This is a genomic window from Serratia sp. BNK-10, assembly GCF_047456065.1.
Classification (GTDB): domain Bacteria; phylum Pseudomonadota; class Gammaproteobacteria; order Enterobacterales; family Enterobacteriaceae; genus Serratia; species Serratia ureilytica.
Genome location: NZ_CP179894.1, coordinates 185,856 through 208,067 on the forward strand (window position 1 = coordinate 185,856; position 22,212 = coordinate 208,067).

General features: G+C 62.8%; 16 protein-coding genes. 3 read left to right on the forward strand and 13 right to left on the reverse strand.

What is annotated here, in order from left to right; all coding sequences use genetic code 11:
- Positions 1 to 113 precede the first annotated feature (113 nt).
- Together nrdD and ACMGG9_RS00905 are read right to left on the reverse strand one after the other, a co-directional pair.
- A complete protein-coding gene (nrdD, locus tag ACMGG9_RS00900; RefSeq protein WP_149569933.1) occupies positions 114 to 2,252 on the reverse strand; it encodes an anaerobic ribonucleoside-triphosphate reductase in 2,139 nt (712 codons plus the stop codon).
- Between the two features lie 244 nt (positions 2,253 to 2,496).
- Positions 2,497 to 3,411 carry a LysR family transcriptional regulator gene (locus ACMGG9_RS00905; RefSeq protein WP_033651455.1) on the reverse strand — a complete coding sequence of 305 codons (915 nt, stop codon included), beginning with the start codon at positions 3,409 to 3,411 and terminating at the stop codon, positions 2,497 to 2,499.
- Between the two features lie 105 nt (positions 3,412 to 3,516).
- Between ACMGG9_RS00905 and ACMGG9_RS00910 the strand changes: the two genes are divergently transcribed.
- A complete protein-coding gene (locus ACMGG9_RS00910; RefSeq protein ID WP_206359019.1) occupies positions 3,517 to 4,041 on the forward strand; it encodes an NAD(P)H-dependent oxidoreductase in 525 nt (174 codons plus the stop codon).
- A gap of 28 nt (positions 4,042 to 4,069) precedes the next feature.
- Here the strand turns inward: ACMGG9_RS00910 and treC are convergent, their stop codons facing one another.
- The 3 genes from treC to treR all read right to left on the reverse strand — a co-directional run bounded on the left by treC (position 4,070) and on the right by treR (position 8,294).
- Positions 4,070 to 5,734: an alpha,alpha-phosphotrehalase gene (gene treC, locus ACMGG9_RS00915; protein ID WP_197752310.1), complete on the reverse strand. Its 1,665-nt coding sequence runs from the start codon at positions 5,732 to 5,734 to the stop codon at positions 4,070 to 4,072.
- A 67-nt stretch (positions 5,735 to 5,801) separates the two neighbouring features.
- Positions 5,802 to 7,217, reverse strand: a complete 1,416-nt coding sequence (gene treB, locus ACMGG9_RS00920; RefSeq protein ID WP_033631654.1) for a PTS trehalose transporter subunit IIBC — start codon at positions 7,215 to 7,217, stop codon at positions 5,802 to 5,804.
- 129 nt (positions 7,218 to 7,346) lie between these two features.
- On the reverse strand, positions 7,347 to 8,294 hold the full coding sequence (treR, locus tag ACMGG9_RS00925) for a trehalose operon repressor TreR (protein WP_042783558.1): 948 nt from the start codon (positions 8,292 to 8,294) through the stop codon (positions 7,347 to 7,349).
- A 424-nt stretch (positions 8,295 to 8,718) separates the two neighbouring features.
- On the opposite strand from treR, the gene mgtA reads away from it, so the two are divergent.
- Positions 8,719 to 11,427 (forward strand): magnesium-translocating P-type ATPase, encoded by a 2,709-nt coding sequence (gene mgtA / locus ACMGG9_RS00930; RefSeq protein WP_108680108.1) that lies wholly within the window; start codon positions 8,719 to 8,721, stop codon positions 11,425 to 11,427.
- 211 nt (positions 11,428 to 11,638) lie between these two features.
- On the forward strand, positions 11,639 to 14,029 hold the full coding sequence (locus tag ACMGG9_RS00935; RefSeq protein WP_414161834.1) for a beta-N-acetylhexosaminidase: 2,391 nt from the start codon (positions 11,639 to 11,641) through the stop codon (positions 14,027 to 14,029).
- Positions 14,030 to 14,058: 29 nt separating this feature from the next.
- Here ACMGG9_RS00935 and ACMGG9_RS00940 read toward each other — a convergent pair whose 3' ends face one another.
- From ACMGG9_RS00940 to ACMGG9_RS00975, 8 genes are all read right to left on the reverse strand, one after another.
- Entirely contained in the window at positions 14,059 to 14,787 is a 729-nt protein-coding gene (locus tag ACMGG9_RS00940; protein ID WP_015376453.1) for a proteasome-type protease, read from the reverse strand.
- Positions 14,788 to 14,862: 75 nt separating this feature from the next.
- Positions 14,863 to 15,657 carry a transglutaminase family protein gene (locus ACMGG9_RS00945; protein ID WP_004933384.1) on the reverse strand — a complete coding sequence of 265 codons (795 nt, stop codon included), beginning with the start codon at positions 15,655 to 15,657 and terminating at the stop codon, positions 14,863 to 14,865.
- Positions 15,654 to 16,580 carry an alpha-E domain-containing protein gene (locus ACMGG9_RS00950; protein ID WP_004933382.1) on the reverse strand — a complete coding sequence of 309 codons (927 nt, stop codon included), beginning with the start codon at positions 16,578 to 16,580 and terminating at the stop codon, positions 15,654 to 15,656. Before ACMGG9_RS00950 ends, ACMGG9_RS00945 begins: the two co-directional genes overlap by 4 nt.
- Positions 16,574 to 18,010 carry a circularly permuted type 2 ATP-grasp protein gene (locus tag ACMGG9_RS00955; protein ID WP_308383121.1) on the reverse strand — a complete coding sequence of 479 codons (1,437 nt, stop codon included), beginning with the start codon at positions 18,008 to 18,010 and terminating at the stop codon, positions 16,574 to 16,576. The genes ACMGG9_RS00950 and ACMGG9_RS00955 overlap by 7 nt, the downstream gene beginning before the upstream one ends.
- Positions 18,011 to 18,269: 259 nt before the next feature.
- A complete protein-coding gene (gene ridA, locus ACMGG9_RS00960) occupies positions 18,270 to 18,656 on the reverse strand; it encodes a 2-iminobutanoate/2-iminopropanoate deaminase (RefSeq protein WP_004933379.1) in 387 nt (128 codons plus the stop codon).
- 159 nt (positions 18,657 to 18,815) lie between these two features.
- Positions 18,816 to 19,280 carry an aspartate carbamoyltransferase regulatory subunit gene (pyrI, locus tag ACMGG9_RS00965; protein ID WP_033641690.1) on the reverse strand — a complete coding sequence of 155 codons (465 nt, stop codon included), beginning with the start codon at positions 19,278 to 19,280 and terminating at the stop codon, positions 18,816 to 18,818.
- A gap of 12 nt (positions 19,281 to 19,292) precedes the next feature.
- Complete coding sequence (gene pyrB, locus ACMGG9_RS00970) at positions 19,293 to 20,228, reverse strand: aspartate carbamoyltransferase (RefSeq protein ID WP_193159620.1); 936 nt, start codon at positions 20,226 to 20,228, stop codon at positions 19,293 to 19,295.
- 289 nt (positions 20,229 to 20,517) lie between these two features.
- Entirely contained in the window at positions 20,518 to 22,086 is a 1,569-nt protein-coding gene (locus tag ACMGG9_RS00975; RefSeq protein ID WP_414161835.1) for an ABC transporter substrate-binding protein, read from the reverse strand.
- Positions 22,087 to 22,212: the final 126 nt, after the last annotated feature.

Consider the following 22,212-nt stretch of genomic DNA (forward strand, 5'->3'; position numbering starts at 1 on the left):
CCAATCCTTACGTACTGCGTGTACGCTGCGGTTTGTGCGCGTTGGCCGAAGGCAAACTGGCGGCGACAATCACGCCTGATGAACAGGCTTTTGCCTAGGTTGCACGGCGTTTCTCAGCCGAGCTGCCCGTTGCCGAGGTGTTTCACCCGGCGTTTCACTTCTTCCTGCTTGCCGGCGTTGAACGGCCGGGCATCGGGGCTGCCGAGATAGCCGCACACCCGGCGGGTGACCGATACTTTGGCCGAGTCATGGTTGCCGCATTTCGGGCAGGTGAAGCCTTTGCTGGTGCAGGAGAATTCACCGGTGAAGCCGCATTCGTAGCACTCGTCGATCGGCGTGTTGGTGCCGTAGTAAGGCACCCGGGTGTAGCTGTAGTCCCACACGTCTTCCAGCGCCTTCAGGTTGTGCTGCAGGTTCGGGTACTCGCCGTAGCAGATGAAGCCGCCGCTGGCCAACGGCGGGTAGGGCGCTTCGAAGTCCAGCTTGTCGTACGGATTGACCTTCTTCTCCACGTCGAGGTGGAAGCTGTTGGTGTAATAGCCCTTGTCGGTGACGCCCGGCACCACGCCGAAATCGGCGGTGTCCAGCCGGCAGAAGCGATCGCACAGGTTCTCGCTCGGCGTGCTGTAGAGGCTGAAGCCGTAGCCGGTCTCGTCTTTCCAGGCGTCGACGGCGGCGCGCAGCCGCGCGACGATCGCCACCGCTTTGGCGCGCAGCGCCTCGTCGTCATACACGTGGTTTTCGCCGCCGAACAGCGCGTTGATGGTCTCGTGCAGGCCGATGTAGCCCAGCGAAATCGAGGCGCGGCCATTCTTGAAGATATCCGCGATGTTGTCGTCGGCCTTGAGCCGCACGCCGCAGGCGCCTTCCATGTACAAGATTGGCGCCACCCGCGCCTTGATGCCTTCCAGCCGGGCGATGCGCGTCATCAGGGCCTTTTTCGCCAGCTGCAGGCGCTGTTCCAGCAGCGCCCAGAAGCGCGACTCATCGCCCATCGCCTCCAGCGCGATGCGCGGCAGGTTGAGGCTGATGACGCCGATGTTGTTGCGGCCGTCGTGCACCAGCTCGCCGTCCTGCTCGTAGGTGCCGAGGAAGCTGCGGCAGCCCATCGGCGTTTTGAACGAGCCGGTGACTTTCACCACCTGATCGTAGTTGAGGATGTCCGGGTACATGCGCTTGCTGGCGCACTCCAGCGCCAGCTGCTTAATGTCGTAGTTCGGATCGCCGTACTGGTGGTTGAGGCCGTCGCGGATGGCGAACACCAGTTTGGGGAACACGGCGGTCTTGCGGTTTTTGCCCAGCCCGGCGATGCGGTTTTTCAATATCGAGCGCTGGATCAGGCGCGACTCCCAACTGGTGCCAAGGCCGAAGCCGAAGGTGACGAACGGCGTCTGGCCGTTGGCGGTGTGCAGGGTGTTGACCTCGTACTCCAGCGACTGGAAGGCGTCGTAACACTCTTTCTCGGTGCGCGCCATGGCATAGCCTTTGGCGTCCGGGATCTGCCATTCTTCCGCCACCTGCAGGTGTTTGCGGAAGCTCTCGTCGACGAACGGCGCCAGAATTTCATCGATGCGGTTGATGGTGGTGCCGCCATAAATATGGCTGGCAACCTGGGCGATGATCTGTGCGGTCACGGCGGTGGCGGTGGAGATCGACTTCGGCGGCTCAATCTCGGCGTTGCCCATCTTGAAGCCGTTGGTCAGCATGCCTTTCAGATCGATCAGCATGCAGTTGAACATCGGGAAGAACGGCGAGTAGTCGAGATCGTGGTAGTGAATTTCGCCGCGTTCATGGGCCAGTACCACGTCGCGCGGCAGGATGTGCTGCTTGGCGTAGTGTTTGGCGACGATGCCCGCCAGCAGGTCGCGCTGGGTGGGGATCACCTTGCTGTCCTTGTTGGCGTTTTCGTTCAGCAGCGCGCGGTTGCTTTGCTCGACCAGGCCGCGAATTTCCTGATTCAGGCGGCCGCGCAGTTCGCGCGCCACGTCGCGATCGTGGCGGTATTCGATATAGGCGCGCGCCAGCTGTTTGTATTCGCCGGCCATCAGCTGGTTTTCCACCGCCTGCTGGATCTCGTGGATATCGACGCGCGGCTGCTGCTCCATGCGCTGAGCGACCACGCGGGCGACGGTGGCGCAGTAGTCGGCGTCGACCACGCCCACCGCCAGCGCGGCGCGCTCGATGGCCTGCGCAATGCGCGCTTCGTCAAAAGGTACCTGGCAACCGTCCCGCTTAATCACTACTGGTTTCACGTTGTACTCCTTGTTCCCCGAGGGAGCGTTCATACCCGCCTGGCGTGGCGAGCAACCGTCAAATTTCGCTTATCCACAGGGCAAAGCCGCAGCGCGCAAGGGCTGTGGCGGCGTGTGGATGATTTTGTGGATAACTACTATATATAGGTGTTCGCAATTCTTAATGCACTATATATAGATATTGGCGCGATTCTTTTGATGTAGAACAAGGAAAACGGAAGAGCGTGCGCAAGCTGAACAGTCGTCAATCGCCTGCCGGCCGATCGCGAAAATGCTCCAGCAGAAAATCGACCCAGACGCGCACCCGCGGCGGCAGATCCGCCGAGGCGTAATAGAGCCACAGCTGTACCGGGCGCGGCCAGCATTCCGCCAGCACCGGCCGCAGCGTGCCCTGCTCGAAGTGTTTCTCGACGTACCAGCGCGCCAGGTTGACGATGCCCAGCCCGGCCAGCGCCGCATCCAGCAGCATCTCCGGGCGGCTGGCCACCAGGCGGCCGTTCAGATCCAGCGCCAGCGTTTCGCCCTGATGGCGCAGCTGCCATTTGACGTGGCGGCCGTTGGCCGGGTTGCGGTGCAGCAGGCAGTCGTGCCGCAGCAGATCGTGCGGCGTTTGCGGTTCACCGCGCCGCGCCAGATAGTCCGGCGACGCCGCCAGCACCATGTGCATCGGGTAGAGCGGGCGGGCCACCAGCCGGCTGTCGGGATCGACCCGGCTGCCGATGCCGACGTCGAAACCTTCGCCCACCAGATTCACCACCCGGGCGTCCAGCGACAGATCGAGATCGATCTGCGGATAGCGCGCCAAAAATTGCGGGATCAACGGCATCAGCATCCGGCGGCCGAAGCCGGGGATCATCGTGACGCGCACCACGCCGGCAGGCGCCTGCCGTTCGCCGCCGGCGCTTTCCAGCGTCGCCGCCAATGCCTGCCACAGCGGCGCCACCTGCGCCAGCAGCGCTTTGCCCTCGTCGGTCAGCAGCACGTTGTGGGTGTTGCGCTGAAACAGCCGCAGCGCCAGCTTCTCTTCCAGCGCGCGGATGTTTTTGCTGACCGCCGCCGGCGTCACGCCCAGCTGGCGAGCGGCGGCGGAGAAATTTTGCGCCTGCGCGGCGGCGAGGAAGGCCGGCAACAGGCGGTGTACGTCAAAGGGCAGCGACATAGTGGTTGATACTTTCAGTTGAAATTGAAATGACCTCTAACAGCCTACACCCGCAGCGGCGGAAATGGAAAAATGCCCACATCTTCTTATGACCGAGGAATCGTTATGTCGCGCATTTTAGTGTTAACCGCCCACCGCACCCCCGACGAGTCGCGCATTAATAAGGCGCTGATCGAGGCCGTACGCCCGCTGCCTAACGTGACCGTTCACGAACTGATCCGCGCGTATCCGGATTACCGCATCGACGTGGCGCGCGAACAGGCGCTGCTGCAGAGCCATGATGTGGTAGTGATGCTGTTCCCGTTTTACTGGTACAGCTCGCCGGCGATCCTCAGCGAATGGCAGGATGCGGTATTAACCTACGGTTTTGCCTACGGCAGCGAAGGCACCCAGCTGCACGGCAAGCCGCTGCAGCTGGTGGTGAGCACCGGCGGTAACGCGCAGGCTTATACGGCGCAAGGGTATAACCGTTATCCGGTGCAGGATCTGCTGCTGCCGTTCCACGCCATGGCCAACCTGACCGGCATGGATTATCTGCCGCCGCATCTGGTGCAGGGCGTGAGCGACATGAGCGATGAGCAGTTGGCGCAAGAGGCCGCCGGCGTGGCGGCGCTGCTGGGGAAATGGTAGGGCGCAGCGTTCGCCGCGCCCTGTGGGGTTAGTCTTCGAGCAGCCACCACACCGCTTCGAACGGCCGCAGCGTCAGCGCCTGCGGCTGGTCCGCCGAATCGGCGTAGTTGCTCATCAGCGGGCGCCATTGCGCGGAAGGCTCCACGCCCGCCGCCGCCCAGGCCAGCGGTTCGCGGCTCAGGTTGGCCGCCACCAGCAGGCGCTGGCCGTTCCAGCTGCGCTGATAGCACCACAGCGCCGGGTGTTCCGGCGCCAGATCCTGATAGTCGCCGTGGGTCAGCAGCGGATACTGCTTGCGCAGGGTGATCAGCTGGCGATAGGCGTAAAACACCGAGTCGAGATCGGCCAGCGCCGCGTCGGCGTTGATCTGCGGGTAGTTCTCGGCGCAGCCGATCCACGGCGTGCCGGTGGTGAAACCGGCGTGCGGTGCGGCGCTCCACTGCATCGGCGTGCGGCCGTTGTCGCGCGATTTGTCGGCCAGGATCGCCAGCAGCTCGGCGTCGCTGCGGCCCTGGGCGCGCAGTTCGGCGTACATGTTCAGGCTTTCCACGTCGCGATACTGCTCGATGGCGCGGAAGCCGGGGTTGGTCATGCCGAGTTCTTCGCCCTGATAGATATAAGGCGTGCCCTGCATGCCGTGCAGCACCATCGCCAGCATTTTGGCGGCCGGCGCCCGCAGTGCGCCTTCATCGCCGAAGCGCGACACGATGCGCGGCTGATCGTGGTTGCACCAGAACAGCGCGTTCCAGGCGCGGTTATGCATCCCTTGCTGCCAGTGGCGGAAGATCTGCTTCAGTTCCACGTAATCCGGCGCCGCCCGCGTCCATTTTTCACCGCCGGCGTAGTCCACCTTCAGGTGATGGAAGTTGAAGGTCATCGACAGCTCTTCGCCGCTCTGCGCCGCGTAGCGCTGGCAATGCTCAAGCGTGGTGGAGGACATCTCGCCCACCGTCATCAGGCCGCGCGGCTGAAACACGTCGCGGCTCATCTCCTGCAGGAACTCGTGGATGCGCGGGCCGTCGGTGTAGAAGCGGCGGCCGTCGCCCTGGCTGTCGGACGGGAAGTCCTGCTGTTTGGACACCAGGTTGATCACGTCGAGGCGCAGCCCGTCGACGCCTTTGTCCGCCCAGAACTGACACACTTTCTTCAGCTCTTCGCGTACCGGCGGGTGCTCCCAGTTGAGATCCGCCTGCTCGGCGGCGAACAGGTGCAGGTAGTACTGGCCGCTGTCGGCGTGCCACTGCCAGGCGTTGCCGCCGAACTTGGAGCGCCAGTTGTTCGGCGGCGTTTCACCCTCGCCGTCGCGCCAGACGTAGAACTGACGATACGGGCTGTGGCGATCCTGCGCGGCCTTGAACCACGGGTGCTCGGTCGAGGTGTGGTTGAACACCATATCCATCACGATGCGGATGCCGCGCTGGTGGGCGGCGGCGACCAACTGCTCGAAGTCCGCCATCGTGCCGTAAGCCGGATCGATGGCGCAGTAGTCCGCCACGTCATAGCCGTTATCCACCTGCGGCGACACGTAGACCGGCGTCAGCCAGATCGCGTCCACGCCCAGTTCCTGCAGATAGTCCAGCCGCCGGGTCACCCCGGCCAAATCGCCGTAGCCGTTGCCGGTGCTGTCCTGAAAACTCTTCGGATAAATTTGGTAGATGACGCCGTTCTGCCACCAGGGGGTTGGGTTGCTCATAGTTCAATACCTTTGAATCGTGACAACGAGCCTGCGCGAGCAGGCTCCTACATTCATATTGCGTCAATCAAACCGGCAGCTCGCCGCGGGCGGCCTTGCGTTTGTAGACCATGATGGTCAGCACCAGCGGGATGACGATCGCCACCAGAATCGCCAGCGAGTAAATCAGCCAGAACTGCGGCTTGATAGACAGGATGCCCGGCAGGCCACCGACGCCGATGCCGTTGGCCATCACGCCGTCCAGCCCGCAGATAAGGCCGGCGATCGCGGAGCCGATCATCGCGCACAGCATTGGGAAGCGGTATTTGAGGTTGATGCCGTACATCGCCGGTTCGGTCACGCCGAGGTAGGCGGAGATCGCCGCCGGCACCGAGATTTCACGCTCGTTGGCCTTGCGGCTGATGATGATGATGCCGAGCACCGCCGAGGCCTGCGCGATGTTGGACAGCGCAATCAGCGGCCACACCGGGGTGCCGCCCATGCTCTGGATCATCTGCATGTCGATAGCCAGCGTGGTCTGGTGCACGCCGGTGATCACCAGCGGCGCATACAGGAAGCCGAACAGCGCGGCGCCCACCGGCGCGAAGCTGCCGGTCATCACCGCTTTCACTGCCCAGGCGACGCCGTCGCCGATCATGCGGCCGAACGGCCCGATCAGCGCGTGCGCCAGGAACACCGCCAGCAGCAGCGAGACCACCGGCACCACCACCAGATAGAGATAGTCGGGAACGATCTTTTTCAGCCGGGTTTCTATCCAGCCCAGCGCCATACCCGCCAGGATCGACGGGATCACCTGCGCCTGATAGCCCACTTTCTGGATCACGAACCAGCCGAAGTTCCACACTTCCGGCGTTTGCTGGCCGAGCAGGTAGGAGTTCATCAGCTGCGGCGACACCAGGGTGACGCCAAGCACGATGCCGAGCACCGGGGTGCCGCCCATCTTTTTCACCGTCGACCAGCAGATGGCCACCGGCAGGAACATGAAGATCGCTTCACCGAGCAGCCACAGGAAGTCGTAAACGGTTTTCCACGCCGGGTGCATCTGCGCCAGCGTTTGGCCGCCGGACATCGGGATGTCGCCGATCACGTTGCGGAAGCCGAGGATCAGACCGCCGCTGATCAGCGCCGGCAGCAGCGGGAAGAAGATCTCGGCGAAGTGGGAGATGGTGCGCTCGGTCCAGGTCATGTTCTGGCGTGCGGCCACCTTGGCCTGTTCCTTGTCGGCCTCGTTGACGCCGGTGCTGGCGATCAGCGCCTGATAGTAGTCGCCGACGTCGGTGCCGATCACCACCTGGAACTGCCCGGCGTTGGTGAAGCAACCCTTGACCATCGGCAGCTCTTCGATCTCTTTCGGTTTCGCCTTGTTGGGATCGTTGAGGACGAAACGCAGCCGGGTAATGCAATGGCTGACGGTGGCGATGTTCTCGCGGCCGCCGACCAAAACAATCAGGCGATCAATATCCTGCTGTTTTACTTTGCTCATTATGGGATACCTGCAGAGGTGTTGACTGAGTAATGATCAAAGCTTAGCCACTCGGCATTTTGAATGAAATGGGAACGTTCCCGGTTTGGGGCGAGGATCACAAAATGACGAAAAATGGTCAACTTCCGATCAGGAAAGTTTGCTGGGCACCACCAGGCGGCGGATCCCCTGTTCGCCGCTGAGCTGCGCCAGCAGCTGCTGCGCGGCCAGCAGGCCGGCGCTGCCGTAGCCGAACTCCACCGACAGGGTGTCGGGGAACAGGAAGCTGAGCAGCGGGGTGTTGCCGATGGCGCATACCTGGATGGCGCGCGTCGGCTGTTGTTGCAGGTATTTGATCGCCCCCAGGGCGATGCTGTCGGAGGCGCAAATCAGCGCGCTGGTGTGCGCGTCAATCACTTCGGCGGCGTGCTGGAAACCGCTCTGGTAGCTCAGTTCGCCCAGCGTGGCGCGCGGCGTGAGCGTGAGGCGTTCACAGGCGTCGAGATAGGCCTGATAGCGGCGCTGGCCGGTGGTGGCGTCGCTGAGCTGCACCCCCAGATAGCCGATATGCCGATGCCCTTGCTGATACAGGCGATCCATCAACAGGTTCACCGCGCCGGCGTCGTCGTAGCAGACGGACGAGAAGCCGTCGTATTCGCGCACCATCACCACCATTTTTTCCTGCCACGGCTTGAGCATCGCCGCGGTCAGGCCGGTGAAGCCGAACAGGATCACGCCGTCGACGTTGCGCTGATGCAGTACGTGCAGATGCTCCTGCACCAGGCGGGTTTCGAACTGGCTCTCCATCACGATCGGATCGAAGCCTTGCTGATACAGCAGCGGCAGCATGGTGCGCACCGCCTGGTTTTCCGACGGCGAGTCGAGACGGGAAACGATGATGCCCACCACTTTGTCGCTTTGGCCGCGCATGGCGCGCGCCGACTTGGAGGGTGTAAACCCTTGCTGACGGATCACCGCTTCCACCCGTTCACGGGTTTGCGGGCTCACGCTGCCTTCATTGTTCAGCACGCGTGAGACGGTGGATTTGCCTACGCCGCTCAGGCGCGCGATGTCCTTGATGGTCAGCCGGTTTTGCATGGTTTACTTTTCGTTGAGGTGGACAGGCGTAACATAAAGGCCTGTAAAACAATGCCCGTCAGCATAGCTCATTTTCCGACGCGGATCTTGATGCAAAACGGGATTGTGACATTGCGATGAACGGCCGCTCCTGCCGCTCTGTTTTTCCCTTTACCGGAGGTTATTCCCCATATGGATCCCGACCCGACTGCTTTAGACACTCACTCGGTTCTCCGGTAAAACCTCTCCGCCTGGCGCTGCTGTTTTACCGGTGAAGTACATCACGGTAACCGGTAGCGCGCGCTTCGTCGTTCGCTCCTGCTGCTGAAAAAAAGAATAAGGATCTGCGTTGGCAGAGGCTTTTTGGCGCACCCGCCATTCGCCCGGCCGATGACGATCCCGGTTTACCCGCTGCCGTGAGGCACCGGGCGACGAGGTGCGAACCATGAAATTGAAAAAACTCCCCCGTCAGCTGCTGGGCCTGTTCGCCCGCGGCCTCCCGCGCCGTTTGGTGCGCCGCGACAGCCTGCTGGACAGCGTCGGCGGCGCTGCGCGCGACATGCCGGCCGGCCTGGCGCAGCAGCGGCTGGAATGCGCCGCCGCAGAAACGATGCAGCTCTTTGAGCGTTTTCACAGCCACCCGGAAGGCATCACCGCCCATGAGGCGGAACAGGTGCGCCAGCGCTGCGGCGAGAACGTCATCGACGATCAGCAGAAAGAGGCCTGGTGGCAACACCTCTGGCACTGCTACCGCAACCCGTTCAACCTGCTGCTGACCGCGCTCGGCATGATCTCTTACGCCACCGAGGATCTCACCGGCGCCTTGGTGATCGCGCTGATGGTGCTGATCTCCACGCTGCTGAATTTCATCCAGGAGGCGCGATCCAACCGGGCGGCCGACGCGCTGAAGGCCATGGTGAGCAACACCGCCACGGTGATCCGCAGCGATGCGCTCACCGGCAAGAGTGAGCACGTGGAGCTGCCGATCGCGCAGCTGGTGCCGGGCGATATCATCAAACTGGCGGCCGGCGACATGATCCCGGCGGATCTGCGCGTGCTGTCGGCCAAGGATCTGTTCATCAGCCAGGCGGCGCTGACCGGCGAATCGCTGCCGGTGGAAAAATCCGCGGCGCCGCAGTTGCCGGCGGCCGATCCGCTCGACTGCCAGAACCTGTGCTTCATGGGCACCAACGTGGTCAGCGGCACCGCGCTGGCGATGGTGATCGGCACTGGCGGCGGCACCTATTTCGGCCAGCTGGCGCAGCGCGTCACCAGCCAGGATGAGCAGCCGAACGCCTTCCAGAGCGGCATCAGCAAGGTCAGCTGGCTGCTGATCCGCTTTATGCTGGTGATGACGCCGATCGTGCTGCTGATCAATGGCTACACCAAGGGCGACTGGTGGGAGGCGGCGCTGTTCGCGCTGTCGGTGGCGGTCGGGCTGACGCCGGAGATGCTGCCGATGATCGTCACCTCGACGCTGGCCAAAGGGGCGGTGAAGCTGTCGCGCCAGAAGGTGATCGTCAAACGTCTGGACGCCATCCAGAACTTCGGCGCGATGGACATTCTGTGCACCGACAAGACCGGCACCCTGACCCAGGACAAGATCGTGCTGGAGCGCCATACCGACGTGTTCGGCGCCAGCAGCGAGCGGGTGCTGCGCTACGCCTGGCTGAACAGCTTCTACCAGACCGGGCTGAAAAACCTGCTCGACGTGGCGGTGCTGAGCTGCGCGGAGCAAAATCAGCAGCCGCAGGCGCTGCAAAACTACCGCAAGGTGGATGAGATCCCGTTCGACTTCGTGCGCCGCCGCATGTCGGTGGTGGTGGCCAAAGACAACGAGTATCACGAGTTGGTGTGCAAGGGTGCGCTGGAAGAGATGCTGGCGATTTGCAGCCACGTGCGCCACGAAGACGAGGTGATCCCGCTGAGCGAGGCGCTGCTGGCGAGGATCCGCCGCATCACCGACGATCTCAACCAGCAGGGGCTGCGGGTGGTGGCGGTGGCCAACAAGATCCTGCCGGCGCAAACCCATGAATACGGCGTGGCGGACGAGTCGGATCTGATCCTCGAAGGCTACGTCGCCTTCCTCGATCCGCCGAAGGAAAGCACCGCGCCGGCGCTGGCGGCGCTGAAACAGAACGGCGTCACGGTGAAGATCCTCACCGGCGACAACGAGCTGGTGGCCGCCAAAGTGTGCCGTGACGTCGGGCTCGAGGCCGATCATCTGCTGCGCGGCAGCGAGATCGAGCAGATGGACGACGAGCAGCTGGCGCAGGCGGCGGCGCGCACCACGGTGTTCGCCAAGCTGACGCCGCTGCACAAGGAGCGGATCGTCAAACTGCTGCGCCGCCAGGGGCACGTGGTGGGCTTTATGGGCGACGGCATCAATGACGCGCCGGCGCTGCGCGCGGCCGATATCGGCATCTCCGTTGATTCGGCGGTGGACATCGCCAAGGAAGCGGCGGACATCATCCTGCTGGAAAAAAGCCTGATGGTGCTGGAGCAGGGGGTGATCGAAGGGCGCCGCACCTTCGCCAACATGCTGAAATACATCAAGATGACCGCCAGCTCCAACTTCGGCAACGTGTTCAGCGTGCTGATCGCCAGCGCCTTCCTGCCGTTTCTGCCGATGCTGCCGCTGCACCTGTTGATTCAGAACCTGATGTACGACATCTCGCAGATCGCCATCCCGTTCGATAACGTCGACGACGATCAGATCACCCAGCCGCAGCGCTGGAACTCCGCCGATCTGGGGCGGTTTATGGTGTTCTTTGGGCCGATCAGTTCGATCTTCGACGTGCTGACCTTCAGCCTGATGTGGTGGGTGTTCAAGGCCAACACGCCGGAAATGCAGACGCTGTTCCAGTCCGGCTGGTTTGTGGAAGGGCTGCTGTCACAGACGCTGATCGTGCACATGATCCGCACGCGCAAAATTCCGTTTATCCAGAGCCGCCCGTCCTGGCCGCTGTGCATCATGACGCTGGCGGTGATCGCCACCGGCATCGGCCTGGTGTTCTCGCCGCTGGCCGGCTTCCTGCAGCTGCAGGCGCTGCCGCTCGGTTACTTCCCGTGGCTGGTGCTGATCCTCGCCGGTTACATGGTGCTGACCCAGTGCGTGAAAGGCTGGTTCGTGCGCCGCTACGGCTGGCAATAACCCGTTCGCCCCCTCCGGCCGGGAGGGGGCAACTGTGATCCCGTCCGCTTTTTCACCGCAACGGTTGGACATCTGTTCTGTGCTGAGTCTTTATCTACAGCGTTGGCTGTTTTCCCCTGCGCCTTTCAAACCAACGCGTTGTTGTTTATCGCCTAGCGGTGGTTTGAAATTCATTGGGGATATTTTGTTTTTTTCCTCTGAGGAATTTCCGATGCACAGACCTTTCCGTTATACGCTACTGGTTTCATCGTTATGGTTTTCTTGCGGCGCGCTGGCGCAGCCGGCTGGCGATCTGCCGCTGATGCCCTGGCCGCAGCAGGTGGAAGTGACGCAACCGGCGGGCAAACTGATTTTGGATCACCGGCTGTCGTTAAGCCTCCAGGGTGACGAACTGGGTGACGCGCTGCCGCGCTGGCGCCAGCGCATCGAGTTGCAGACCGGCTGGACGCTGGCGCCGAGGGAAGAAGCAAACGGCGCGGCGATCAAGGTGGTGATCAAGGATCGGGTGGCGGCGCAGCCGCTGCCGGGCAGCGATGAGAGTTACCGGCTGGTGGTCACGCCGCAGGGCGCCACGCTGACCGCCAACACCCGCTTCGGCGCGCTGCGCGGCATGGAGACCCTGCTGCAACTGCTGCAGACCGACGGGCAAAACACCTTCCTGCCGCTGGTGGATATCCGCGACGTGCCGCGTTTTCCGTGGCGCGGCGTGCTGCTGGATTCGGCGCGCCATTTCCTGCCGCTGCCGGACATTTTGCGCCAGCTTGACGGCATGGCGGCGGCCAAGCTCAACGTATTCCACTGGCACCTGACCGACGATCAGGGCTGGCGCTTCGCCTCCGAGCATTACCCCAAATTGCAGCAGCAGGCCAGCGACGGCCTGTTCTACACCCGTGAGCAAATGCGGCAGGTGGTGGCTTACGCCACGGCGCGCGGCATTCGCGTGGTGCCGGAGATCGACATGCCGGGGCACGCCTCCAGCATCGCGGTGGCCTATCCCGACCTGATGAGCGCGCCGGGGCCGTATCGCATGGAGCGCGAGTGGGGCGTGCATAAGCCGACGCTCGATCCAACCCGCGACGAGGTGTATCAGTTTGTCGATACGATCGTCGGCGAGCTGGCGGCGATTTTCCCCGATCCTTATCTGCACATCGGCGGCGACGAAGTGGACGCCAGCCAGTGGCGGGCGTCGCCGTCGATTCAGGCGTTTATGCAGCAGAACGGGCTGGCGGATACCCATGCGCTGCAGGCCTACTTCAACCAGAAGCTGGAAAAAGTCCTCGAGAAGCACCAGCGGCAGATGGTCGGCTGGGACGAGATCTATCATCCGTCGCTGCCGCGTTCGATCGTCATTCAGTCCTGGCAGGGGCAAGACTCACTGGGCGCCAGCGCGCAGGACGGCTATCAGGGCATTCTCTCCACCGGTTTCTATCTCGATCAGCCGCAAAGCACCGCCTATCACTACCGCAATGAAATTCTGCCGCAGCCGCTGGGGGTCGAAACGGCGGTGCAACCCGGCGAGCAGGCGCAAAGCTGGCGTTTCAGCATGCCGCGCCTGAAGGGCAGCGCGGTGGAGGGCAGCTTCACGCTGATCGAGGGCAAGCAGGGCTGGCGCGGCTTTATCGATTTCAACGGCAAGTCGCGCCGCGCGGTGCACGATATCGTCTGGCGCACGCCGCAGCAGGTGACGTTCCGCGTCGATACCTGGATGGGCGACACGCGGCCGGTATTTACGCTGCAACAGGACAAGCTCAGCGGCTATACGCTGGTCGGCAACGTGCGTTACCCCACCCAGGGCGAGAAACTGGCGGCGGCGCCGGCGGGCAAGATGCCGGTGGTGCCGGATGAGAAGGGGCAGGCCAAGATCCTCGGCGGGGAAGCGGCGCTGTGGGCGGAAAACGTGCGTGCGCCGCTGATCGATCTCAAGCTGTGGCCGCGCGCCTTTGCGGTGGCGGAGAGGCTGTGGTCGGCGCAGGACGTCACCGACGAAAGCAACATGTACCGGCGGCTGGCGGCGATCGACGCCTGGTCGGTGGTGTCGGTCGGCCTGCAGCAGCACGCGGAAACGGCGCGCGAATTCACCCGGCTGAGCAACAGCGTGCAGATCATGCCGCTGCAGATCCTGGCCGAGGCGGTGGAACCGGCGCAGTATTACACCCGCCAGCACCTGAAGTTCCAGGCCGGCAACTATCATCAGTTCGAACCGCTGAACCGCTTTGCCGATGCGCTGCCGCCGGAGAGCGAGGCGGTGCGCGCCATGCATGCGCAGGTCGCGGCTCTGCTGAAGGATAAGCGCGATAAGGCGGCGGCGCAGGCGCTGCGCGAACGGCTGCAGCGCTGGCAGGCGAACGGCGCGGCGCTGCAGACGGCGATCGCGGGCAACCGCACGCTGCGGGAGCTGGCGCCGGTGGCGCAGGACGTCGATGCCCTGGCCGCATTGGGGTTAACGCTGCTGGAGCGCTATCAGCAGGATAAACCGCTGAGCCGAACTGAGGCCGAACAAGCGCAGCGCCGGCTGGATGCGGCGGCGCAGACGCGCGACGAAGTGGTGATTGCGGCGGTGTACCCGCTGGAGGCGTTGCTGCGGGGGCTACAGGTGCGATGAGGCGGACGGGCTCGTGTGAGCCCGGATCCCTACAGCTGCAGCGGCGGCAACTGGGTGAAAATGCTGACCAGGCCTTCGCCCCAGCCCTTGCGGATGGCGCTGAAGTACGGATGGTCTTCGGTAATGCGGTATTGCCGGGCATGGCTGAAGCTGTCGCGCGGGTAGATCATCACGTCGAGCGGCAGCCCGACGGACAGGTTGCTGCGCAGGGTCGAATCCAGTGAAATCAGCGCGCATTGCATCGCTTGTTCCAGCGGCGTGTCGTAGTGCAGCACCCGGTCGATGATCGGTTTGCCGTATTTGCTTTCGCCTATCTGAAAATAGGGCGTGTCGCGGGTGGCTTCGATAAAGTTGCCTTGCGGGTAGATATGGAACAGCCGCATCTCTTCCCCGCTAATTTGGCCGCCGAGCAGCAGGTTGCAGCTGAAATCGGTGGTGCTGCCGCTTTGCTGCGCCTCGCTGTCGCGCTGGATCACCTCGCGCACCGTTTCCCCCACCAGCGTGGCGGCGTCGTAGAGGCTGGGAGCGTTGAGCAGGTTGGGGCGTTCGGCGTCCTTGCTGCGGTGCAACAGCAAACTGATGATGCTCTGGGTGGTCGCCAGGTTGCCGGCGCTTTGCAGCACCAGCGTGCGATCGCCGTCCTGTTGGAACACGTGCAGTTTGCGGAAGGTGGAAATATGGTCCACCCCGGCGTTGGTGCGCGAATCGGACGCAAAGACCAGCCCGGACGACAAACGCATGGCCACACAGTAGGTCATACTACAATCCCTCAAAACAAGACCGGCACGCCGCCAACGCGCAGCGTGCCCGAAACATTTTCCATCGGCAAGCGGCTACTGGCCGGTTGGCATCATTTGTACGGCGGCGATGGCGCTCATGTCTTCGCAGCCGCCGCCCAATCGCATGCCGCGCACCGGGCAGGCGTCCAGATAATCGATGCCGACCGCCAGCTTAAGGTGCTGATTCGGCATGCGCGTATTGTTGGTCACGTCGAAGCTGTGCCAGCGTTCCTCCACCCACACTTCCGCCCAGGCATGGGTGGCGACATGGGTCGAGTCTTCGCTGTACAGGTAGCCGCTGACGTAGCGCGCCGGGATGTTCAGGCTGCGGCAGCAGCTCAGGAAGACATGCGTATGATCCTGACACACGCCGCTGCCGGCGGCGAAAGCCTCGGCGGCGCTGTCGGTCACGCGCGTGGAGCCAGGGCTGTAAGGCATTTTCAGCAGCAGTTCGCCCATCAGATGTTCCAGGCCGCTCAGCACCGCCTGCGGTTGATGATAACGCAGGGCGAAGGCCTGAATGGCGTCATCGGGTTGAGTCAGCGGGCTATGGCGCAGGAATACCAGCGGCGACAGATGCCCGAGCGCCCGATCTTCGACGCCGTCTTCAATCTCCACTTCCCCGAGCACCCGAATGGTGATGGCCTGATGCGGTTCATCAAGCGTCAGCACGTGCAGTACATTGCCGAAGGCGTCGGTGGTGCGCACCGCGTCATCCGGCAACGACAGTTGCCAGGAGAGGATGCGCTGATGCGGCGAATCCTGCGGCGTCAGCCGCAGATATTGGGTGCTGCGCTGCACCGGCTGGGCGTAGCGATAATGGGTGTTGTGCTCAATATTCAGTTTCATTGCGCCTCCAGATAAGTGTGATGGATGCTTTCGGCGATGCCGTTCACCTGGCCGAGAAAGGCGCTCAACCACTCGCCCAGGCCTATCTTGTTCAGGTCCTTCATGCTGCTGAAGCGCAGCTCGGCATGCAGGGTGTGCGCCAGACGTCGCGGTTGGTTGGCGCCGCCGCCGATCAGTTCCAATTGCTGCACCATGTCGCCGACGCAGGCCAGCAGAGAACGCGGGATTTCATTGCGCAGAATCATCAGTTCGGCGATGGTCTCGCGGCTCAACGGCTGCTTGTAGATGCTGTGGTAGGCTTCGCGCGCGCTCACCGCCCGCAGCAGCGTGTCCATGCGGTAATATTCGCGCACCGGGTCGCCGTCGATGTCCATCAGCGTGTTCTTCACCTCCAGCAGACGGGCGGTGCCGTCGGCACGCTCCAGCAGGGTGCCGAGACGGATAAAGCGCATGGCGTCGCTGCGCAGCAGCGTGCCGAACATGGCGCCGCGAAACAGATGGGCGCGCTCCTTCACCCAGTCGAAGAAGGCATCGGCGCCCACCGAGCCGATGCCCTGGCGGCGGATCAGTTTCATCTCTATCCAGGTGGCGTTGATGCACTCCCAGACTTCGGATGACAGGCTGCCGCGTACCGCGTGGGCGTTGTTCCAGCCCATTTGCAGGCAGCTGAAGATGCTGCTGTGGTTACGGTTGTCGAGCGCGAAGAAACTGACCAGATTGGGCATCGTCAATTCCGGGTAGGCGGCGGCATACAGCTGGCCGGTGCCGGTCAGGTTGAGCGGCACCTGCAGATCCTGATCGCCGCCGTCGCGGATCGGCATCATCGACAGCTTGTTGGTGACGTCCAGCACCCGGGCGATGCTTTCCGCCCGCTCCAGATAGCGGGCCATCCAATAGAGTTCACTGGCGGTGCGGCTCAGCATAGGTCGTCCTCCAATACCCAGGTGTCCTTGGTGCCGCCGCCCTGCGACGAGTTCACCACCAGCGAACCTTCCGCCAACGCCACCCGGGTCAGGCCGCCGGGCACCAGGCGGATCTCCGCGCCGCTGAGGGCGAACGGCCGCAGATCGATATGCCGCGGCGCCAGACCATCGTTGACGAAGGTCGGGCAGGTGGACAGCGCCAGCGTGTTTTGCGCAATGTAATTCTGCGGGCGAGACAGCAGCAGAGCGCGGAAGCGGGCGAGCTCGTCCTTGCTCGCCGTGGGGCCGATCAACATGCCGTAGCCGCCGGCGCCGTGCACCTCTTTCACGACCATCTGTTCGAGGTTGGCCAGCACATACGACAGTTCGTTTTTATGTCGGCACTGCCAGGTCGGCACGTTGTTGAGGATCGGTTCCTCTTGCAGGTAGAAGCGCACCATATCCGGCACGTAGGGGTAGATCGATTTGTCGTCGGCCACGCCGGTGCCGATGGCGTTGGCCAGCACCACATTGCCGGCGCGATACACCGACAGCAGCCCCGGTACGCCGAGCATCGAGTCCGGCCGAAACGCCAGCGGATCGAGGAAGGCGTCGTCCACCCGACGATAGATCACGTCCACTTTGCACGGCCCGGCGGTGGTGCGCATGAAGACCGCGCCGTCCTTGACGAACAGATCGGCGCTTTCGACCAGCTCCACCCCCATCTGCTGCGCCAGGAAACTGTGCTCAAAATAGGCGCTGTTGAAGCGGCCCGGCGTCAGCACCACTACGGTGGGATCGTTGATGGGCGAGCTTTCGCGCAGCGTTTGCAGCAGGTGCGACGGGTAGCGCTCCACCGGCGCGATGCGTTGCCGGGCGAACAGTTCCGGATAGAGACGCATCATCATTTTGCGGTTTTCCAGCATGTAAGAGACGCCGGACGGGGTGCGCAAGTTATCTTCCAGCACGTAGTATTGGCCGTCGCTGTTGCGGACCATGTCCACGCCGACGATATGCGCATAGATATCGCGATGCAGATCAACGCCTTGCATACAGGGTTGATAGTGATCGTTGGCCAGCACCTGCTCCGCCGGAATGAGGCCGGCCTTCAGAATATGCTGCTGGTGGTAAATGTCATGCAGGAAGGCATTGAGCGCCTGTACGCGCTGGCGAATGCCGCGATCGAGCATCGCCCATTCGGCGGCCGGAATAATGCGCGGCACGCTGTCGAACGGGATCAACCGCTCGGCGCCGTCATCGTCGCCGTAGACGTTGAAGGTGATGCCCACCCGGTGAAACAGCAGCGCAGCCTCTTCCCGCTTGCGTTGCACGGCCTGGTGATCGGCCTGCTGCAGCCATTGCCAGTAGGCGTCGTAGTGGCCACGGTGTTTTCCCTCAGCCAGAAGCATCTCATCAAAAAACGGTGAAGCGGAAAGATTGATATTCAGCATCGTCACCTCGTCGACATTGCAGGCTGTCAATCAATTGAGCATAAAACGTGCCAAGGCGATAACGGGCGAAAATGGCGCAGAGCGAGGCTGCCGCGGCGAAAAACGCCCGTTTGCGGTGCAGGTCTGGCGTGACGACGCCTTAATATAGGGCGAAAAGGCGGCGGCGGTGAGCGCTAAAGGCGCAGGGAGGCAGGCTGTCGGGGCAGAGCAGAAATAAAAACGGCCAGTCTGCACTGGCCGTGATGCGCGTGACCGTCGATTAACGACGCACGGCGATGGCTTCGATTTCGATCTTCACGTCTTTCGGCAGACGCGCCACTTCCACGCAGGAACGGGCCGGGAACGGCGCGCTGTGCTCGGTGAAGAAGGCTTCGTACGCGGCGTTGACGGTGGCGAAGTCGTTCAGGTCTTTCACGAACACGGTGGTTTTCACGATGTCGGCAACGATCAGGCCGGCGGCTTCGACGATCGCTTTGACGTTTTCCAGCGACTGGCGCGCTTGAGCGGCGACGTCGTCGGCGACGGCGCCGGTTTTCGGATCGACCGGGATCTGGCCGGAAGTGATGATCATGCTGCCCAGATCAACGCCCTGCACGTAAGGACCAATGGCTGCCGGGGCGAGTTCAGTGCTGATGTTACGTGACATGTTTTCTCCTGATAAACCCGTTGTCTTTCACGCCGCCGCGCGGTCGGCCGCAGCGTAAAATTCGGTGGGTAGCAACGTGGGTAGAGTGATTTTCAGAGGACCCATTATAGGGCGTCACCGGGAGAATAACAGCGCCATCTCCCGGCGCCCATGCCGGGATTAGTCCGCCTGCAGCACCACCTGATGCTCGAACTCTTTTTCGCAGTAGCGGCACTTCAGGTGTACTTCACCGTCGCGCGATTTGACGCTGAAGCTCGACGCCACCGGCTCGCTGCGGCTGATGCAGTTGCCGTTCGGGCAGGTCAGCACGCCGTCGATGTGGTCCGGCAGGCTGAGGGTCAGCTTGCGCACCACTTCATAGTTGTCGATGCGGTTTACCGTGGCCTTCGGCGCGTACATCGCCAACTGGTTGGCCTGCTGCTCGGTCAGGAAGGTGTTCTCTATCTTGATCAGATCCTTGCGGCCCAGCTCGTTGGAGGGCAGGTTCAGGCCGATGGTGATGCGCTGGTCGGTGGCGGTCAGCTTGAACAGCGTCAGCAGTTTGAAACCAATCTGCGCCGGAATGTGGTCGATCACCGTGCCGCATTTGATCGCTTCGACCTGCAGTTTGTTGTCGTGAGTCATGGCGGTTCCCCCTTAAAGAGCCAAATCTGCGTTGAGCACCAGCGCCAGCAGCGCCTGACGGGCGAAGATGCCGTTGCCCGCCTGCTGGAAGTAGTAAGCGTGCGGCGTTTTATCCACGTCGGTGGCGATCTCGTCGATGCGCGGCAGCGGGTGCAGCACCTTGAGGTTGGTGCGCGCGCCGGCCAGATCTGCGGCACGCAGCACGAACTGCGCCTTCACGTTGGCGTACTCGGACGGATCGAGGCGCTCTTTCTGCACCCGGGTCATGTAGAGAATATCCAGCTCCGGCACCACTTCTTCAATGCTGCCGTGCAGGCTGTACTCGATGCCTTTCTCTTCCAGCATTTTCAGGATGTAGGCCGGCATCGCCAGCGCGTCCGGGGCGATGAAGTAGAAGCGGTTGCCTTCGAACTTGGCCAGCGCCTGGGTGAGTGAGTGCACGGTGCGGCCGTACTTCAGGTCGCCGACCATGGCGATGCTGAGGTTGCTCAGGCGCCCCTGGGTTTCCTGGATGGTGAACAGATCCAGCAGGGTCTGGGTCGGGTGCTGGTTGGCGCCGTCGCCGGCGTTGAGCACCGGCACGTTGCCGGAGAACTCCGAGGCCATGCGCGCTGCGCCTTCCTGCGGGTGGCGCATCACGATGGCGTCCACGTAGGTGCTGATCACCGAGATGGTGTCGGCCAGGGTTTCGCCTTTTTTGCCGAGCGAGGTGTTGCTGCCGTCGGCGAAACCGACCACCGAGGCGCCGAGGCGGTGCATCGAGGTTTCGAACGACAGGCGGGTACGGGTCGAGGCTTCGAAGAAGCAGCTGGCGATCACCTTGTGTTTCAACAGTTCCGGCTGCGGGTTGGCTTTCAGACCGGCGGCGGTGCGCAGCACCAGCTCCAGATCCTCGCGGCTGAGATCGTTAATAGAGATGATGTGTTTGTGATACAGCGGGTTGGCCATTTTTCACTCCTCCTCGACGCGTGCCCGTGGCGCGGGACTTTTTAAGGCAAAAAAAAGCCCCTCAATGAGGGGCTTGAAACGATCGGTTTAGCAACAGGAGAAACAACGGCAGCTGGCCGCCGATAGGCAGTCGGTTTTGTCGATTGCGGCTAACAAAACAAACGTCGTTTTTCATGCTTTCTCCTGGCAAATTGTGGCGCATTATACTCGCGCTTTTCGCCACTGCAAGCGTTAAAACGCCGTTTTTTGCCGCTCCGCAATCGATTGGCCGGCGATGGCCGCCTGCGGGCTATTTGCTGACGCGATCGTAGTAGACCATGTCGGCGTTCAGCCCCTGCTGGTAGCCTTTGACGTTGTCGCGCAGCACCACTTCGGTTTTGGCCTGATCGATAAACACGTACGGCGAACTGCGCTGCAGCTCCTGCTGCATGGCGGTGTACAGCGCGCGGCGCTTGGCCGGATCGGCTTCGGCCAGCGCCGCCAGCGTCTGCTTATTCAACTGCGGGATCTGCCACCCGTTCAGCCCGGCCACCGTGCTGCTCTTGCCGTCGTTGTAGGCGAAGGCGCTGGCGTTGGAGTGAGCGTCGAAGTAATCCGGGATCCACAGGCGGATTGCCGCCTGATGCTGCCTGGCGCGCACGCGGGAGTAAACCTGGCTGCCCGCGGCCGGCAGCAGCTCGACCTTCACGCCGGCGGCGGCGAAGCTGCCCTGCAGCGCCTGCGCGATGGTGATGAACGGCGGCTTGTTCTCTACGTCCAGCGTAAAGGCGGCGTGGGCGATGCCCGCCTTGGCCAGAATGGCTTTCGCCTTGGCCGGATCGTAGCGGAACGGGTTGGTCTCCAGCGCGCCCGGCAGCCCGACCGGCAGGAAGCTCTGATGCACGAAGTATTGGCCCTTCAGCAGATCCTGGGTGATGCCCTGATAATCCACCAGATAGCGCGCCGCCTCCCAGAAGGCCGGGTTGTTCAGCAGCGGATTGGCGCCGTTGCCGGTGTTGAATACCAGGTAGTTTTGCTCGGCGGACGGGATCTCCAGCACCTTAATCCCCGGCTGGTTCTTCAGCGTGTCGGTTTGGTCGGCGCCCAGTTCGCGGGCGATATCGGCGTCGTCCTGCTGGACCAGCAGGCGGCGGGTGGCCGGATCCGGCACGTTCTTGATGATGATGTTTTTCAGCTGCGGCTTGTCGCCCGGCGTCGTGGGGTTGGCGTCCAGCACGATCGCCTGATGCGGCTGATAGACGCGCATCTTGAACGGGCCGCTGCCGGCGGAGTGCATTTTCAGCCAGGCGTTGCCGAAGTCGCCGTCTTTAACGTTGGCCAGCGCCGCTTTGCTGTCGACGATCGAGGCGATCGGCGTCGAGAGGATATTCAGCGCCACCGCCGGGCTGACGTCCGCCGTCCAGCGCAGCTGCACGGTATGGTCGTCGATCTTCTTGAGCTGCGCGTCGATGTTGTCCGGCTGCCAGCCGAGCACGTTGAGGATGAACGCCGGCGATTTGTTCATTTTCACCGCGCGGCTGTAGGAGAAGATCACGTCGTCGGCGGTCAGCGGGTTGCCGGAGGCGAACGCCGCCTGCGGCCGCAGTTTCACCGTCAGCGTTTTGGCCGCCGCATCGCTCTGCCAGCTTTCCGCCAGCACCGGCGCCACCTTGGCCGGATCGTCGCGATCCGCCTGCACCAAGCGCTGGTACAGGCTGGGCACCGTCTGGATGCTGGAGAGTTCGTTGGCTTCCGCCGGATCGAGGCTGACGATGTCATCCAGCGATTGCACCACCACCAGCGTATTCGGCGGCGTGGCGGCTAACGCGGCGGCGGGCAGGGCGGCGAGCAGGAACAGCGGCAAGAGTTTGGTTTTCATCGATGTGTATCCCCTGAAGGCGCCGCAAGGTGGCGCTGCGAACGGTTTGTTATCGTTGGTTTTTACGGCGCGGGCGCCGTCGGCCTGTCACGGTAGAACCTTTGTCCGCGGCGGGCAAAGGCCAAT